The organism is Streptomyces sp. NPDC052114 (genome assembly GCF_040680155.1).
In the GTDB taxonomy this organism is placed as follows: Bacteria; Actinomycetota; Actinomycetes; order Streptomycetales; family Streptomycetaceae; genus Streptomyces.
In genome coordinates this window covers 365,669-378,809 of record NZ_JBFAWC010000009.1, presented here as the reverse complement: position 1 = coordinate 378,809, position 13,141 = coordinate 365,669, and the positions used below count along the sequence as shown (strand labels likewise).

Annotated in this window: 14 protein-coding genes and 1 pseudogene; 6 read left to right on the top strand and 9 right to left on the bottom strand. The window is 66.8% G+C overall.

Features of this window, described 5'->3' with window-relative positions; genetic code table 11:
• Positions 1 to 132 (top strand): annotated as a pseudogene (locus AB0L89_RS22295) (IS5/IS1182 family transposase); the annotation flags it as partial.
• 65 nt (positions 133 to 197) lie between these two features.
• On the opposite strand, the gene AB0L89_RS22290 reads toward AB0L89_RS22295, so the two are convergent.
• Together AB0L89_RS22290 and AB0L89_RS22285 are read right to left on the bottom strand one after the other, a co-directional pair.
• Positions 198 to 1,112: a transposase family protein gene (locus tag AB0L89_RS22290; RefSeq protein WP_365143372.1), complete on the bottom strand. Its 915-nt coding sequence runs from the start codon at positions 1,110 to 1,112 to the stop codon at positions 198 to 200.
• Positions 1,113 to 1,241: 129 nt separating this feature from the next.
• Positions 1,242 to 1,418, bottom strand: coding sequence for a hypothetical protein (locus AB0L89_RS22285; protein WP_365143370.1), 177 nt, complete (start codon positions 1,416 to 1,418; stop codon positions 1,242 to 1,244).
• Between the two features lie 234 nt (positions 1,419 to 1,652).
• Between AB0L89_RS22285 and AB0L89_RS22280 the strand changes: the two genes are divergently transcribed.
• Positions 1,653 to 2,342, top strand: coding sequence for an HNH endonuclease family protein (locus AB0L89_RS22280; protein WP_365143368.1), 690 nt, complete (start codon positions 1,653 to 1,655; stop codon positions 2,340 to 2,342).
• Between the two features lie 371 nt (positions 2,343 to 2,713).
• On the opposite strand, the gene AB0L89_RS22275 is transcribed toward AB0L89_RS22280, so the two are convergent.
• Together AB0L89_RS22275 and AB0L89_RS22270 are read right to left on the bottom strand one after the other, a co-directional pair.
• Positions 2,714 to 3,286 carry a hypothetical protein gene (locus AB0L89_RS22275; RefSeq protein ID WP_365143367.1) on the bottom strand — a complete coding sequence of 191 codons (573 nt, stop codon included), beginning with the start codon at positions 3,284 to 3,286 and terminating at the stop codon, positions 2,714 to 2,716.
• A 376-nt stretch (positions 3,287 to 3,662) separates the two neighbouring features.
• Positions 3,663 to 4,232 (bottom strand): hypothetical protein, encoded by a 570-nt coding sequence (locus AB0L89_RS22270; RefSeq protein ID WP_365143365.1) that lies wholly within the window; start codon positions 4,230 to 4,232, stop codon positions 3,663 to 3,665.
• 432 nt (positions 4,233 to 4,664) lie between these two features.
• On the opposite strand from AB0L89_RS22270, the gene AB0L89_RS22265 reads away from it, so the two are divergent.
• Both AB0L89_RS22265 and AB0L89_RS22260 read left to right on the top strand, forming a co-directional pair.
• Positions 4,665 to 4,928 (top strand): hypothetical protein, encoded by a 264-nt coding sequence (locus AB0L89_RS22265; protein WP_365143363.1) that lies wholly within the window; start codon positions 4,665 to 4,667, stop codon positions 4,926 to 4,928.
• A 229-nt stretch (positions 4,929 to 5,157) separates the two neighbouring features.
• Positions 5,158 to 6,366 (top strand): IS701 family transposase, encoded by a 1,209-nt coding sequence (locus tag AB0L89_RS22260; protein WP_365143361.1) that lies wholly within the window; start codon positions 5,158 to 5,160, stop codon positions 6,364 to 6,366.
• 117 nt (positions 6,367 to 6,483) lie between these two features.
• On the opposite strand, the gene AB0L89_RS22255 is transcribed toward AB0L89_RS22260, so the two are convergent.
• The gene (locus AB0L89_RS22255; protein ID WP_365143359.1) at positions 6,484 to 7,644 is read right to left on the bottom strand and encodes a helix-turn-helix transcriptional regulator; all 1,161 of its coding nucleotides are present in this window, start codon (positions 7,642 to 7,644) and stop codon (positions 6,484 to 6,486) included.
• Positions 7,645 to 8,779: 1,135 nt separating this feature from the next.
• On the opposite strand from AB0L89_RS22255, the gene AB0L89_RS22250 reads away from it, so the two are divergent.
• On the top strand, positions 8,780 to 9,184 hold the full coding sequence (locus AB0L89_RS22250) for a hypothetical protein (RefSeq protein ID WP_365143357.1): 405 nt from the start codon (positions 8,780 to 8,782) through the stop codon (positions 9,182 to 9,184).
• Between the two features lie 25 nt (positions 9,185 to 9,209).
• Here AB0L89_RS22250 and AB0L89_RS22245 read toward each other — a convergent pair whose 3' ends face one another.
• The 4 genes from AB0L89_RS22245 to AB0L89_RS22230 all read right to left on the bottom strand — a co-directional run bounded on the left by AB0L89_RS22245 (position 9,210) and on the right by AB0L89_RS22230 (position 12,346).
• Complete coding sequence (locus tag AB0L89_RS22245) at positions 9,210 to 10,097, bottom strand: hypothetical protein (protein ID WP_365143355.1); 888 nt, start codon at positions 10,095 to 10,097, stop codon at positions 9,210 to 9,212.
• Positions 10,098 to 10,503: 406 nt separating this feature from the next.
• The gene (locus AB0L89_RS22240) at positions 10,504 to 10,839 is read right to left on the bottom strand and encodes a helix-turn-helix transcriptional regulator (protein ID WP_365143353.1); all 336 of its coding nucleotides are present in this window, start codon (positions 10,837 to 10,839) and stop codon (positions 10,504 to 10,506) included.
• A complete protein-coding gene (locus tag AB0L89_RS22235; RefSeq protein ID WP_365143351.1) occupies positions 10,836 to 11,255 on the bottom strand; it encodes a tyrosine-type recombinase/integrase in 420 nt (139 codons plus the stop codon). Before AB0L89_RS22235 ends, AB0L89_RS22240 begins: the two co-directional genes overlap by 4 nt.
• 248 nt (positions 11,256 to 11,503) lie before the next feature.
• Positions 11,504 to 12,346, bottom strand: coding sequence for an SDR family NAD(P)-dependent oxidoreductase (locus tag AB0L89_RS22230; RefSeq protein WP_365143349.1), 843 nt, complete (start codon positions 12,344 to 12,346; stop codon positions 11,504 to 11,506).
• Between the two features lie 154 nt (positions 12,347 to 12,500).
• On the opposite strand from AB0L89_RS22230, the gene AB0L89_RS22225 reads away from it, so the two are divergent.
• Positions 12,501 to 13,139 carry a TetR/AcrR family transcriptional regulator gene (locus AB0L89_RS22225; protein ID WP_365143347.1) on the top strand — a complete coding sequence of 213 codons (639 nt, stop codon included), beginning with the start codon at positions 12,501 to 12,503 and terminating at the stop codon, positions 13,137 to 13,139.
• Positions 13,140 to 13,141 lie beyond the last annotated feature (2 nt).

The window sequence follows — 13,141 nt, the reverse complement described above, 5'->3', positions numbered from 1 at the left end:
GTGGAGCGGACCGTGTCCTGGCTGTCCGGCTGCCGACGACTCCACCGCCGCTACGAACGCAAGCCCGAACACTTCCTCGCGTTCACCGCCATCGCCGCAACCCTCATATGCCACCGCAGACTCACCAACTGAAATGACGTCTTACGAGTTGGTGCGTGATAGCCGTTGAGGCGTGTTTGCTGTGCTCGCGGCTGTTTTCAGTTCATGGCGGTGCGGTCGGAGATGAGGGCAGCGATGGCTTGGTAGGTGTCAGGCAGACGGTCGCGGCGGTGGGTCCAACGCGTCAGCTGCTTCCAGCGTTTGTGGTCGGCGAGGGCGTGTTCGACGGTGATGCGGCATGAGGAGTGATCGTGCCTTTGGCGTGCTCGGGCTTCGACGAAGGGTGGTATCGCCCCCGGTCGTAGTTTGCGAGGTGGGGTGAGAGCCTGGCCCGGATGATCCCGTCCGAGGCCGAGGTATCCGTCGTCGAGGAAGACCTGGACGAGGTCGAAGTGGTCGAAACATCTACTGATCCCGGCCGCGCGGGCGGCGGTCATATCGTGCATCCGTCCTGGCCTGAGGGCATCAGTCCACAGGGTGCGGCCCTGGTGGTCGGCGATGACGGTGGCCTTCATCGTGTTCTGCTTCTTCTTGCCCGACACGAATGCCCGTCGTCCGCCCCGGCCCGCGGCAGGCCGGCGGACCTGGACTTCTGTGGCGTCCAAGCGCAACTGAACGCCCTCGGCCTGGGCGTAAGCGAACACGTCCTCCAGGGTGCGCAGGCGCAGGCCAGGACGGTTCGGGACGGCGAACCCGCGCTCGGCAAGCAGGCGGCGGACCTCCCCGACAGCCCGGGGCACGGTGGAGCGGTCCACGCCGTAGAGCAGAGCCAGAACCGAGTGCGGCAGGTCGTGGCGCAGGTGGATCAGCGTGGCCACCAGCCGGTCCACGAAGACCAGCCGGTGGCGGGCACCAGCACCCGGCGCACGCTTCCGCACGCCGCCTCTGGCCCGGAACCGACGCCCCTCGACACAGACCACCCACGGCCCGGCCATCTCCGCCACCAACGAGCCGAGATGAGCCCTCGAGACGCCCGTGAACAACGGATCCGTGAGTACCGAACGGTCAGCCACACCCCTCACCAACAGAGCATGCCCACCCGCTATCACGCACCAACTCGTTAGGCCCGCGCGATTCAACGCCTACCTGCCGCCGATTCGCGACGGCGCGGTGGCCGCGCCCCAAGCAGGGGGCGCCACAGTTCACCCGGCTCTGCCGACGTCGAGTACGACGAACAGGCCACCAAGAGCGGCATAGACAATCCAACAGCGCCCGCGGAGCACCGCGTCGACTACCATGCGGGCTCCACTGCCGGTCTGGACGCTCGCGACTGCATCGTCGATGAGCGCGAGCGCCTCCTCGTGCATGTCGTCCGGCATGGCGGTGAGTGTCTGGTCAGCAGCACCCGCGAGATCCACTCTGTACATAGCGCCCCTTTCGTGGTCCTACAGGTCAGCACGGTACGGCGATCGAGGGCTCCCCATCGGGGGCTGTGGATAACCCTCCCCTTGTGGTCAGCCGTGTTGTTTCTCCGGTACGACTGATCCACCCGCGCGAGTGACTCAGGGCCCCATTGCCCCCAACTGTCCTGTGGAGACGGCTATCACCGGTACATGATCAACACTTCCCTGCGTGTACTCGCCGCCGTCACGCTCCTCGCCCTGCCCGCTCTCGCCGCCGGGCCCGCCCACGCAGCGCCGCCCGCCCCCGCACCGCACCGCCTGGCCCTGACTGACGCCATCAAGGCCCTGCCGCTCGCCGCCGAGTCCAGGGAGGGCTACCAGCGCACTAGCTTCAAGCACTGGATCGATGAGGACCACGACCGGTGCAGCACCCGCGCCGAAGTGCTGATCGCCGAGTCCCGCACCGAGCCGGTCATCGAAGCCAGGTGCAAGGTCATCTCTGGGACGTGGTTCTCGTACTACGACGGGCAGACCGCCACCGACCCCAAGGGCCTCGACATCGACCACATGGTCCCGCTCGCCGAAGCCTGGGACAGCGGTGCCTCGCAGTGGAGCCCGGCGCGCCGGCAGGACTACGCCAATGACCTCGATGCCGAGCGGTCGCTCGTCGCGGTCACCGCGAAATCCAACCGGTCCAAGGCCGATCAAGACCCGGCCCAGTGGCTGCCGCCGCTCGCGGATGCCCGCTGCACCTATGCGGCCGACTGGACGGCGACCAAGCTCCGGTGGTCACTGACCGCCGACAAGACCGAGGTGACCAAGCTCCAGGAGCTTGCCGAGGGCTGCGGCCGCCAAGAAGTCGAGTACGTACCTGCGCCGGAGGACACCATCACGGTCTAGTGCCAGGTTGTCCGCGCGGTGCGTGCTGATTCTCTCCCCGGACCCGCGTGGCCTCCTGCGGCCATGCGGGTCCGGGGAGAGGACAAGGCGCTGGGCCTGGGCCGAGGAATGTAGCGGTTGCGGAAGGGACCAGGCTGTGCGGACGGTGTCGATGAGTGGCCGCGCGCTGTAGGGGGATATGCCGAGTTCTTGGCGTGTCTGGGCCAGGCGTTCAGGTTCGCCTCCCTCACCGCGCGATTCGGCGGCTGCTGTGGATGGGCCTGGCGCCGGCCGCAGTTCCCCGTCCGGTCTCGGCAGTTCAGGCCATTTGACCGTGCGGTTCCGATCCGTGACTCGGAAGACGAGTCTGTCTCAAGCCGGACCGGTGGACGTCAGTCGACGGGGTCCTCGGTCCATACGAGCGTCCCAGGGAAATCCGGGTCCCTGTCGGTCACCTCCCACTCCTCGTCGCCCGACAGCATTGCGATCCAGGGAGGTGGCGAGGCCAGCAGGTTCCCGACGAAGTCCAGGGCACTGGCAAAGGAGTGCCAGGGTGGATCATCTCTCCAGGCGAAGCACTGCTCGATGTCCCACCAGCCGAGGCGGCCGGTCCTGGTGTCGACCAGGAGCTGAGTCACACTCAACGCCGCGAACGGGACGAGGAAGGGCTTCTCTCCCTCGTCCAGGTTGGCGTCGTTGAGCGCCCCGAACTTCAACCAGATCGCACGATGTCGGAGGATCTCCTCGACACTCAGAAGCGTGTAGCCGGGCGGGAGAATGTCGGTCATGCCTGACCCGTCGTGCCGTAGCAGCGAGCGTTCGACATCCTTCGGTAGCGGGTCCCCGAGCGCTTCGTAGAGACGCTCCAGGTCTGCTGGAGTACAGGGACCTGGCAATGGGTCTTCTTCCGGGGCGTACCGGGCTATCCAGCGCTCGATCCTTTCCCAGGACTCCTCAACGGTCACAAGTCTCCTCCCGCCGGCCGAAAGGCCAAGGATCCCAACCCCTCATCGCCAAAGACACTCACCAGGGTTCAAGATGGGTTCTCAGTAGTTGCTTCTCTTCCTCGTCTTCCTTCGGTGGGTCGTCATCGTTGGTCGTGGGCGGTGAAAATAGCTAGCAGCGCCTGGAGTTCGAGGGCGCACGGAGTCGACGAGCCGGTGTACCACCTCGTCGAATGGCACCTGTGCCACAACTCTTGAAGCAGGCGTGAGCACGTTCGGCCTGTGCTTGTCCTGGGTGCCGGGCCGCACGCATGCCGAGCAGGTGCTGCCTGCCCGACACTAGACATTGCTGTTTGGGGTGGCCTACGTCAGCGCCCTGCTGGGGCAAACGACGGGCCTAACCCCTCACGTCGGCCCAGATCAGCGTTCCCGGGAGGTCGGTGTCCATATCGATGGCCCGCCACTCATCACCGTCACCCATGACCGCGGTCCACGGGGGCGGGGACGCCAGGGCGTTTCCCGTGACTTCGAGCACGGCCGAAAGGGATGCCCACCCCGTGCCTTCGAACCAGCGGTAGCCGGTCTCCTCGATGTCCCATGACCCGAGATGCCCCGTCTGGGTGTCGACGACGAGCTGTATCTCGCCCAGCGCGCCGATCGGCACGATCAAGCGGCTGTCGTCCGAGCCGTAGTGATCGTTCTTCAGCCTGTACTTGAGCGTTCCAAGATGATCGTCAGCGATTTGCCTGACGTGGTAGAGCGCGAACGTGGACGGGATGACATCGGTGAGCCCCGACCCGTTGTGCCGTAACAGCGATTGCTCAACATCCTCGGGCAGCCGCACGCCGAGCACGCTGTAGAGGCGGTCCAGCTCGGAGCGGGTGCACGGCCCCGGCAGAGGCTGTTCTTGCGCAGCGTGCTGGTTCAGCCAGCGTTCGATCTTCTCCCACGACTCATCGACCGACACTCGCGTCCTCCGCTCGCCGACAGGCCGACAGATGGTGCCGGTCCCGCCGTAGCGGGCGGGACCGGCACCACCTAGGAAATCATCAGATGCTTGCTACGGGCACGGGTCGGCAAGGTGTACGTGTCTGCTTCGGGTGTGTCTCGTACGTGACCTTGCTCCTGGTCCCGGTGAGGCTCTTGGCTGCCAGAGTGAAGGACGCGAAGTGGGGCCGGTAGATGGTGGGATCTCGGTAGTGGCGCCGCTAGAGGAGACGCTGTTGTCGAAGGTGTTCACGTTGTCGGACATGATCCAGGGGCTTCCTGATGCCAGGGACGGATGGACGTGAGCGTTGCAGGAGAAGCACCTGCCGTCTTCTTCCTTGCCCGCGGCCACACAGTCCGCGAAGGGCACGGGCCCTCTTGGGGGATCCGGAAGACCTCGTCGTTGCCATTGATGTGCCCGAAGGCTCCGAAGGGGTCGCAGCCGAACCGAGAGCGGACCCTTCCGCTGAACGCCTCCGTCCGCAACCGCCTCAAGCGCGGATCGCGAGGCGGACGGCTGCCCAAGTTCGACATGGAGGACTACAAGCAGCGGCACGCGGTCGAGTGCGGGATCAACCGCCTCAAGCGCCACCGGGCTGTAGCCGCGAGGCGCGACAAGCCCGCGGTCCGCTACGAGGCGACCGTGCTGGTCGCAGTCCTCAACGAGTGGCTGTGACCGGCACTTTCACAACAGGCCCTAGCTGACCACCGGGGTGAGCGGTTCGAGTGCCAATCGCAGTCAGTCCGGTCACGGAGCACAGTTCACCGCTGTCGGCGTCCCGTTGCGCCCTCCTCGCGGCGAGGAACCGCCGCGGAGAGGCGCGGTGGCCGGAGAGTGCGGTGCGTGCCTAGTAGGACTTTGTTAGGTGGCTGTTCGCGGTCCGGTTTTGGTTGTTCGCTGGGGTATGACTCCGGAGGAGCTTGCCGGGTGCCGTGACCGGCTGGAGGATTTTGCGGCGGAGGTGTTCGCGCCGCTGGTGCGGTCGGACCAGCGGGCCAAGGGCGGGCTGTATCTGCGGGGCCTGCTCCTGGACGGTCGGCGCAAGTCGATGCAGCCGATGGCCCGCCGGCTCGGCGTCGATCATCAACGGCTGCAGCAGTTCGTCACGTCATCGACCTGGCCCGTGGCCGCGGTTCAGCACCGGCTGGCCCACCGTGCGGTTGGGGCGGTGCGGCCGGAGGCATGGGTGGTGGACGACACCGGTATTCCCAAGGACGGTGACCTGTCGCCCGCGGTGGCCGCGCAGTACTGCCCGCCGCTGGGCAAGACCGCCAACTGTCAGGTGGCGGTGAGCGTGCACGCGGCCACCGACGTTGCGTCCTGCCCGCTGGCCTGGCGGCTGTTCCTGCCCGGGAGCTGGGACGGGCCTGATGCCGCCCGGCGGCGCCGGCACTGTCGCATCCCGACAGAGGTGCATCACCGGCCCAAGTGGCAGCTGGCGTTGGAGATGCTCGATGAGCTGGCCGGGTTCGGCCTGCGGCCCGCGGTGGTGGTCGCCGACGCCGGATACGGCAACAGCGCCTTCTTCCGCAGGGGGCTGGAAGAGCGGCAACTGGCCTATGTGCTGCAGGTCAAGGGTGAGTTGACGGCCTACCCAGCGGCCATCGAGCCGGTCACTCTGCCCTACGGCGGGCTGGGGCCACGACCGCTGCCCCGCTACCGGACCCGCCCGGTCAGCCTGCGCGAGCACGCGCGGGCCGCGGGCCGGGACCGGGCCGTCACCGTCGGCTGGCGACGGGGCTCGCGGGGCCGGATGCGGGCCCGGTTCGTGTTCCTGCGGGTCCGTCCGGCAGGTCGGCGCCCCCAACCCGCCGACGACGGCACCATCGGCCTGCGCTGGCTCATCGCCCAGTGGCCCAGGGATGCCGACGAGCCGGTCAGGTACTGGCTCTCCAACCTGCCCGCCGACCTGCCACCCCGTGTCCTGGTCCGGCTGGCCAAGACGCGCTGGCGCATCGAGCACGACTACCGCGAGCTGAAGACCGCCCTCGGTCTCGACCACTTCGAGGGCCGGTCCTGGGACGGCTGGCACCGCCACGTCACCCTGGTGACCGCGGCCCACCTCTCTTTGACCGAACAGCGCACCGACCCAAAAGCCCTGGCCGGGGCCTGACCCTCTATCAGGTCCTCGCACAACTCCAGCAGCTGCTGGCCACCTGGTCAGGGCACTGCCCGACCTGCCACCAACCCACACCCTGGCAGCCCTACGACACCACCTAACAAAGTCCTACTAGGCGAGGCGGGTCAGCAGGCGGGTTCGGGCGCGCAGGCGGGTGTCGGGGTCGTTGAAGGCGCTGCCGAAGGCGACCAGGAGGTGGTTGACCCGTTGGTCGGGGGTGGTGGTGCGGGGGGCGGCGGGGGCGGTCTGCTGGTGTCTCTCCCACAGGGGGCGGAAGTAGGCGGGTTCGCCGTCCAGGATGCGTACGAGGCGTTCGACGTCGATCCAGTCGGTGCTGTGGCTGCCCTCGAGCAGGGTGCTGATGGTGTGGGGGCTCAGGAGGCCGTTGCTGGCGGCGACGAGGTCGCGGAGTGTGGGGCGGCCGGCCAGTGAGTGCATGGTGCGCAGTGCGGTGTGGAGGTCGTTGTCGTCGGCGGGTGTGTTCTGCCGTACGTGTTCGCTGTTCCAGACCTCGCGCAGTACCTGGGCGTCGGCGCCGAGGGCGGAGCCGAGCTTTTCGGTGAGGCTCCAGGTGGGGAAGCGTTCGCCGCTCAGGACACGGCTGAGGTAGGAGGCGGAGCATTTGACGCGCAGGCCGAGCTGGCGCAGGGGGATGCCGCTGACGCGCTGGAGTTGGGAAAGGACGGGGGCGAGCCGGTTGGCGGAGCGCTGGCGGGGGAGTGCCGGGGTCTGGGGCACGGTGTCCTCCTCGTCGTCGGCCGCGGCGGGGGGTTCGGCCGCGGGCGGGACGGTGGGCGGGCAGTGGGTGATGTAGCGGGCGAGCTGCTGCTCGGCACGGCGTTCGTGGTAGACGCGGCGGGCCGTTTCGGGGCTCATGTGCAAGATGGTGCCGAGCAGTTTCCAGGGGGTGCCGGTGGCGCGGGCCCGGGTGATGAGGCCGGCGGTGACGGCTTCCATGCGTTCGCGTAACTGGTTGGCGATGTCGACCAGTTCCCAGGCCGCGACGTCGTCGCCGGCCAGCAGTCGGACCAGGTGGCGCATCTCCTCCTGGCCGTCCAGGACGAGTTCGCGCAGTTCCTCGTGCAGGTCGCTCAGGGGGTGGGGCGGGCCGTTGGCGGACGACTCCCCGCTCTTCTTGGCGCGCTCGCGCTTGCGGTAGTCGGCCTGGCGGCAGGCCTGGCCGCAGAAGCTGGCCCGGCGGCCGCGCTGTTTGATCTCGAAGGGGGTGCCGCAGTACTGGCACGTGGACCACGGCTGGCTGGTCCCGTTCACGGTGAGGGGTCCTTTGGTGAGCCCCGGGGCGGTGAGTCCCGCTCCCCGGGGAAAGCGAAAGGGGGTGGCGGGAATTTCGTCACTCCGGCGGTGGAGTCCAACCGTTTCGTCGGGAACCACGATGCCGGTGGGTGCCGGGGACGGCGTTCAGGCCGTCCCCGGCATTTCGGTCAGGCCGTGCGCGGCCCAGGGGTGACGTAATTCCATGCCAGGCGCCCGAGGAGAGCCAGAGCGGCAGTACCTGCGGACAGCACCCAGTCGGTCAGTCCCGTCGGAGTCGGCGACGAGATCATGACGATCGGAACCACCGGAATGGCGATGTACTCGATGTGAACTGTGCGTTCGTGACGTTGGGGAATTTCGTCACGCCTGTTAGAGTCGGCACTGCGGAACAGCCTCCCACGTGGGGGTTTTGGTCCGGCAGGGTCAGGGGAAGACCGCATTGGTGCTCCTTTTGATCTTGCATTTCAGTGGAACGGCGTGGGCCCCGGATACGGGTGGTCAGACCCCCGGGTCTCACGCTGTGCTGACCCTAGCTTTACGCAGTGTGGGCCGCCAAACGTTCGTGCGTTGAGCTTTTATCTACTCAAATGTGTCGCAATCGGTGCTCTCATATCGGACATTCGCCTTTAAAAATGGCGTGTTCGTTTATGCAGGGGTCATAGATTTCTGCGTAAAATCCCTAAACCCATCGCGGGTGCCATCCGGTCTGGTATGGCGGATATGGGCGCGGCATGCAGTGCCGCGCTGCTGAACACCGGGAATCCCCGCCCAGGCCCGTAATCTCCGGACACGGGTGGCCTCCTGCTGGGCACTGCGTGCCACGCAGCCCTTCCGTGAGGCAGTGACCGACGTCACGCACCGGCGTGCGTCCGTACCCCCGGGGCGTACAGAAGAGAGCCCCCCCGCCGCCACGGGCGCTGGTCCCGGGGTCTGGGCGCACGGACTGCCGGCCGGGGCGCCAGCAAGGGCCTCCAGCGGTCTCCGTCTCCGCCGTCACCGGATCCGAGCAAGGGCGTCAGGCGCTCCGCCGCATCAGAGCCTGTGCGATATCTCGCCGCTGTGCGCCCTGTTGATGCTGGAGTAGACATGGTCAACTAGCTCAGTGGGCCAGGTACTTACGACCTTCATCGCCGTGGCAGGAACGCTCCTCGGTTCTCTGCTGGGGTACCGGTTCCAGAAGCATGTGGCAGACCGGAGCGAACGCCGCAGTGCCGTCCTCGCCTTCACCGCCGCGACCAACGAATTCCTACGGAGCCAGCACGACTGGTGGCATCGCCAGCACGAGGAACAGGACGGCCCGGCGCACGTGGCCGCCAGAACGGAAGCCTTCCGGATCCGCGGACAGGTCTTCCAGGCTGTTCACCAGCTCCGCCTGCTCATGCCGGATAGCGACCTGCATGCACGGGCAGAGCAGACCATCGGGGTGATCGGCGCTCTTCACCGCGCAGCAGACCGTGAAGAACTGCGGATGAAGTCGGCCGAGGCACGGGCGACCCTCAACTCCTTCGTCGTGCACGCTTCAGCCCAGATCGGGTAGCCAGCCGTGCTGACGGCATTGTGTATCAGGGTGTCGTGAGTTCGTCGGGCCCGCGGCGGGCGGGGACGTAGTTTGCCCATGTCATGCCTGATGCCTTGGCATGTCGTTCGGCGCACTGAGCGGTGTAACCAACGGCCTGTGCTGCGATGGCAGGCGGCATCTCGGAGACGAGGGCTCGGAGTGCGGCGATGCGGCTGCCGACGAGGGGGATGCCACTGGTTCCGAGCGAGTTCATCAGGTAGGTCGAGTGGATATGCCGTCCAGGACAGCGACCGGGGAAGAGCCACGGACTGCTGTGGTTGGCCGCCATGTTGTAGGGGCCTCGGTTCTCGGCGTACTCGCGTAGCACCTGGCCGAAGGGCTCCGGGACTGGAACGGCGCCGTGATGGTCAAAGGTGATCTGTACTTCGGTGCCATCGAGGTCGATGTCGTCCATGGTCAAGGTGGCGATGCGGGTGAGGGGCTGGGCGAAGAGCATGAGCAGGATGACGGCCGTCCGGTCACGTAGGAAGCGGCATCGCTCGGGATCGAGGAGCTCGTGCAGGAGCTGGAGACGGTCGTGGTGAGTGAGGGTCTCGCGAGGCTGCTTCTTCGGATAGGGCAGCTGGAGGTGCCGTGGGAGGAGGCCGCCGGTGCGGGCCCAGACGATGAATGCCCGGCTGGACTGGCGCGAGGTGTTGCCGCTTGTGATCCAGAGGTCGAGGTGGGCCTGGGTGCAGTCCGCGAGGGCGGTGTGGTGTTCACGCAGCCAGGCAAGGAATCGGCTGGTGAACTTGGCCTGGAGGCGGTGTCCGGCGGTGTCCGGCGGTGACGCCGGGGGTGAGTCCTGTTTGTTCCGCGCGGTGGCGGAGTGTGCGCAGGCTGTGCCAGGTGGCGAACTGCTGGACGAGCTGCTGGTCTTCGACAGGCTCAACGTCGCTGAGGAACCGGCGGAGCCAGTTCTCAAAGAGGATCAGGTAGCGGTCTCGGTGGTCCAGGACCCCGTGCTGCATGAGCAGGTCACGCAGGTGCATGGCGGTCTGCGGGGACGGGTGGTCGTCCAGCGTTTCGTGGCTGAGTGGCAGGCGCCCGGTGGCGAGAGCTGTCAGTAGCGGAGCGACATGCTGGTTGCAGTAGAGCCAGACCAGGCCCGCGTCGGGATTGGGTTGTGCGGTGTATGCCCCGTGCAGGGGCGATGCGACCGGTGCCGTCGTCAAGGAGCTCGGTGAGCCGTTGGGTGAGGTGGCAGCGAGGGCAGATGACGCCGTCGGAACGGTGAGCCCACCAGCGATGGCGCTGCCCGTGGAAACGGCATCGGGGACAGGTGTGTTCGCTCATGGTCAGTCGGTGCGGCGGATGCGGGCCCGCTTGGGGCGGATGGTGGTGTTGAGGTCGATCACCGTGGGGCTGGCGCCAGCGGCTTTGCGGGCGGGGGTGGCTTCGGTGCGGAAGGCACAGAGGTTCTCGACCGTGCATTCCAGTGCGTCGGTGAGGGCGCCCAGGACAGTCAGGGAGATGCGGTCGGGGCGGGTGCTGGCCAGGCGGTAGATCTGTGAGGCGGACAGAGTGATGCCGCGGTCGGTCAGCAGTGGGATCAGGTCGGAGATGGTGTGCAGTCCGCGAGCGGCCATGATCTCCCGCAGCCGCCAGGAGTAAGTGATCGTCTGGCCGGTCACGAGCTCTCCTTGATGGGGGTGGTGATGCGGTCGAGGGCGGCGCGGATGGTCCGGGCCCGGTAGTCGGGCGAGACGTGGGTGTAGAGGGCGGTGGTCGAGGCATGCTCGTGACCGACCTGCTGCTGCACGAACAGGGCGTCGTAGCCAGCCTCGATCAAGTGGCTGACGTAGGACCTTCGCAGCGAGTGGAGGTCGAGCCCTTCGGCCAGGCCGAGCTCCTTGCGGCAGCGGGTGAAGGCGGTGGTGACCGTCGCGGCGGTGAGCTTGTCACCACGTTCGGAAGGCCAGAGGCAGGAGCTGCCAGGGCCCGCGATGGCGGGCTTGATCTCTTCGGTCCACTGCTGGAGGGCTTCGACGGCCCAGTCGAACAAGGGGACCGTCAGCACGGACCGGCGCTTGGGCGGAGAGCCCCGCATAGCCTTGCCGTAGCGGACCCGGATGATGCCGTAGGCGCCGAATTCACGGGCCTTGGGGTCGATGAGGTCGGTGACGTCGCCGTCGCACGACTGGTTGTGTCACTCTCCGGGGATGTCGATTCGACGTGAGTTCGGGAGTCGCTCGCCGCGTGACTGCGTGATCGATGTCAGCGAGTTTTGATGTCGCTCAGATGTGCATCGCGTAATCAGCTCCGCTGGCTCCCGCGACGGATCTGGTCGCGTGGCGGCTACATGGACGGGGTGCGCAGGAGTTCTTGAGTGAGATGGTGCAGGTGCATAGCGGTTTCCTGGTTGAACGACGCGCCTTTGAGGGGGAGTTGGCGCGTGTTGCGGTAGACGGCGAATCGGTCACCCTGCGGTTCGTCCAGGAGCTGAGCCATCGGGGTGACGGCCTTCGCGACGGAAGCAGCGAAGACGGCGAAGGATGCCTTGGCGAGGGTGCGTAGCGGTTGCGGTAGGTGGTTTGGCATACCAGTCGCCACAACGCCGGGGTTGTAGCCGATGTAGCGGATCCGGGTGTCAGCGTGCACGGCGGCGAAGGCGACGCCAAGAAGATCGTTGGCGCGGAAAGACTGCAAGGTGGCCTTGGTGCCGCCGTAGCGCCGTGCGAGTTGCAGGTCATCCCAGTGGATCCGGCCCAGGGGAATGCCCGGAGTTCCGACGTTCATGACGACTGGGCGCTGCGCGGCCTCCATCACCTCGCGCAGACCGTGGCTCAGGACGAATCGGCTCAGGTATGCGAGGGCGAAGCTGTGCTCAAACCCTTCATCGGTAACCGCGCGAGGGCCGAAAAGACGGTAACGCTGGGCGCATAGGACGAGCTTGTCCACCGAGGGGCAGGTGCTCTCGATTCTGGTGATGAGTTGCCTGGTCGCTGAGACCGACGTCAGGTCGGCCTGCAGGAAGGCGGCACGGTCAACGGCCGAGATGGTCGCCGCTTCCGCCAGAAGGGCCTCGCCCTTGGCGGGAGTGCTGCCGACGGCAAGCACGCGCGCTCCTTGCCGCAGGTAGTGCAGGGCGAGCCCTTTGCCGAGCCCGTCGGTGCCCCCGGTGATGACCACGGTCTGCATTCCTGGTTCCCCTCTCCCGCGGGTTGGGGCGGCCGATGGGCAGCCTGGCGCCACGGAATCACTATGCGGATATCTTGTATCCGCTTATGGGGACCGTATCATGGAACCGGATATGCTCTATCCGGTTCGTTCGGATCGGTGCGAGGAGTCGTTCATGGGCAGTCAGACGGAGGACGAGGAAGCAGCCGCGGCAGGCGGACGCCCACTGAGGCGGGACGCGGAGATCAATCGTCAACGCATCCTCCAGGCCGGGCGTGAGATTTTCGCCGCACGCGGCCTCCAGGCCACCCTCAATGATGTCGCGCATCATGCTGGGCTTGGAGTTGGCACCGTCTATCGGAAGTACCGCGACAAGCAGACACTCTCGGAGGCAGTCTTCGGCCAGGAGCTTGACGAGATTGCAGCGATGGCCCAGGAGGCCCGGGAAGAGGCAGATGCCTTCGACGCCTTGGCCAGCTTCCTTGAGAGAGCCCTGGCGAGGGCAGCAAAGAACCGTGGGCTGCGCGAACTGATGCGCCAGGGCGCCGTCGAGGCCGACGGCCTCGGTCGCGCGCGGCGGGAAATCACAGGCCACTGCAAGCACCTTGTGGAGAGGGCCAGTGTCGAAGGCACGTTGCGCGACGGCATCACAGAGGCCGACATCGCACCGATCGCCGCGATGATCGACGCTGTCTTGTCACTGCCCGGCGAACATCCGTCTGAGATGTGGCGACGCTATTTGGCGATTGTTCTCGACGGGCTCCGCGTCCACCCGGATCAGAGGCCCTTGCCCAGTCCTGGAGACGCGACCTGACC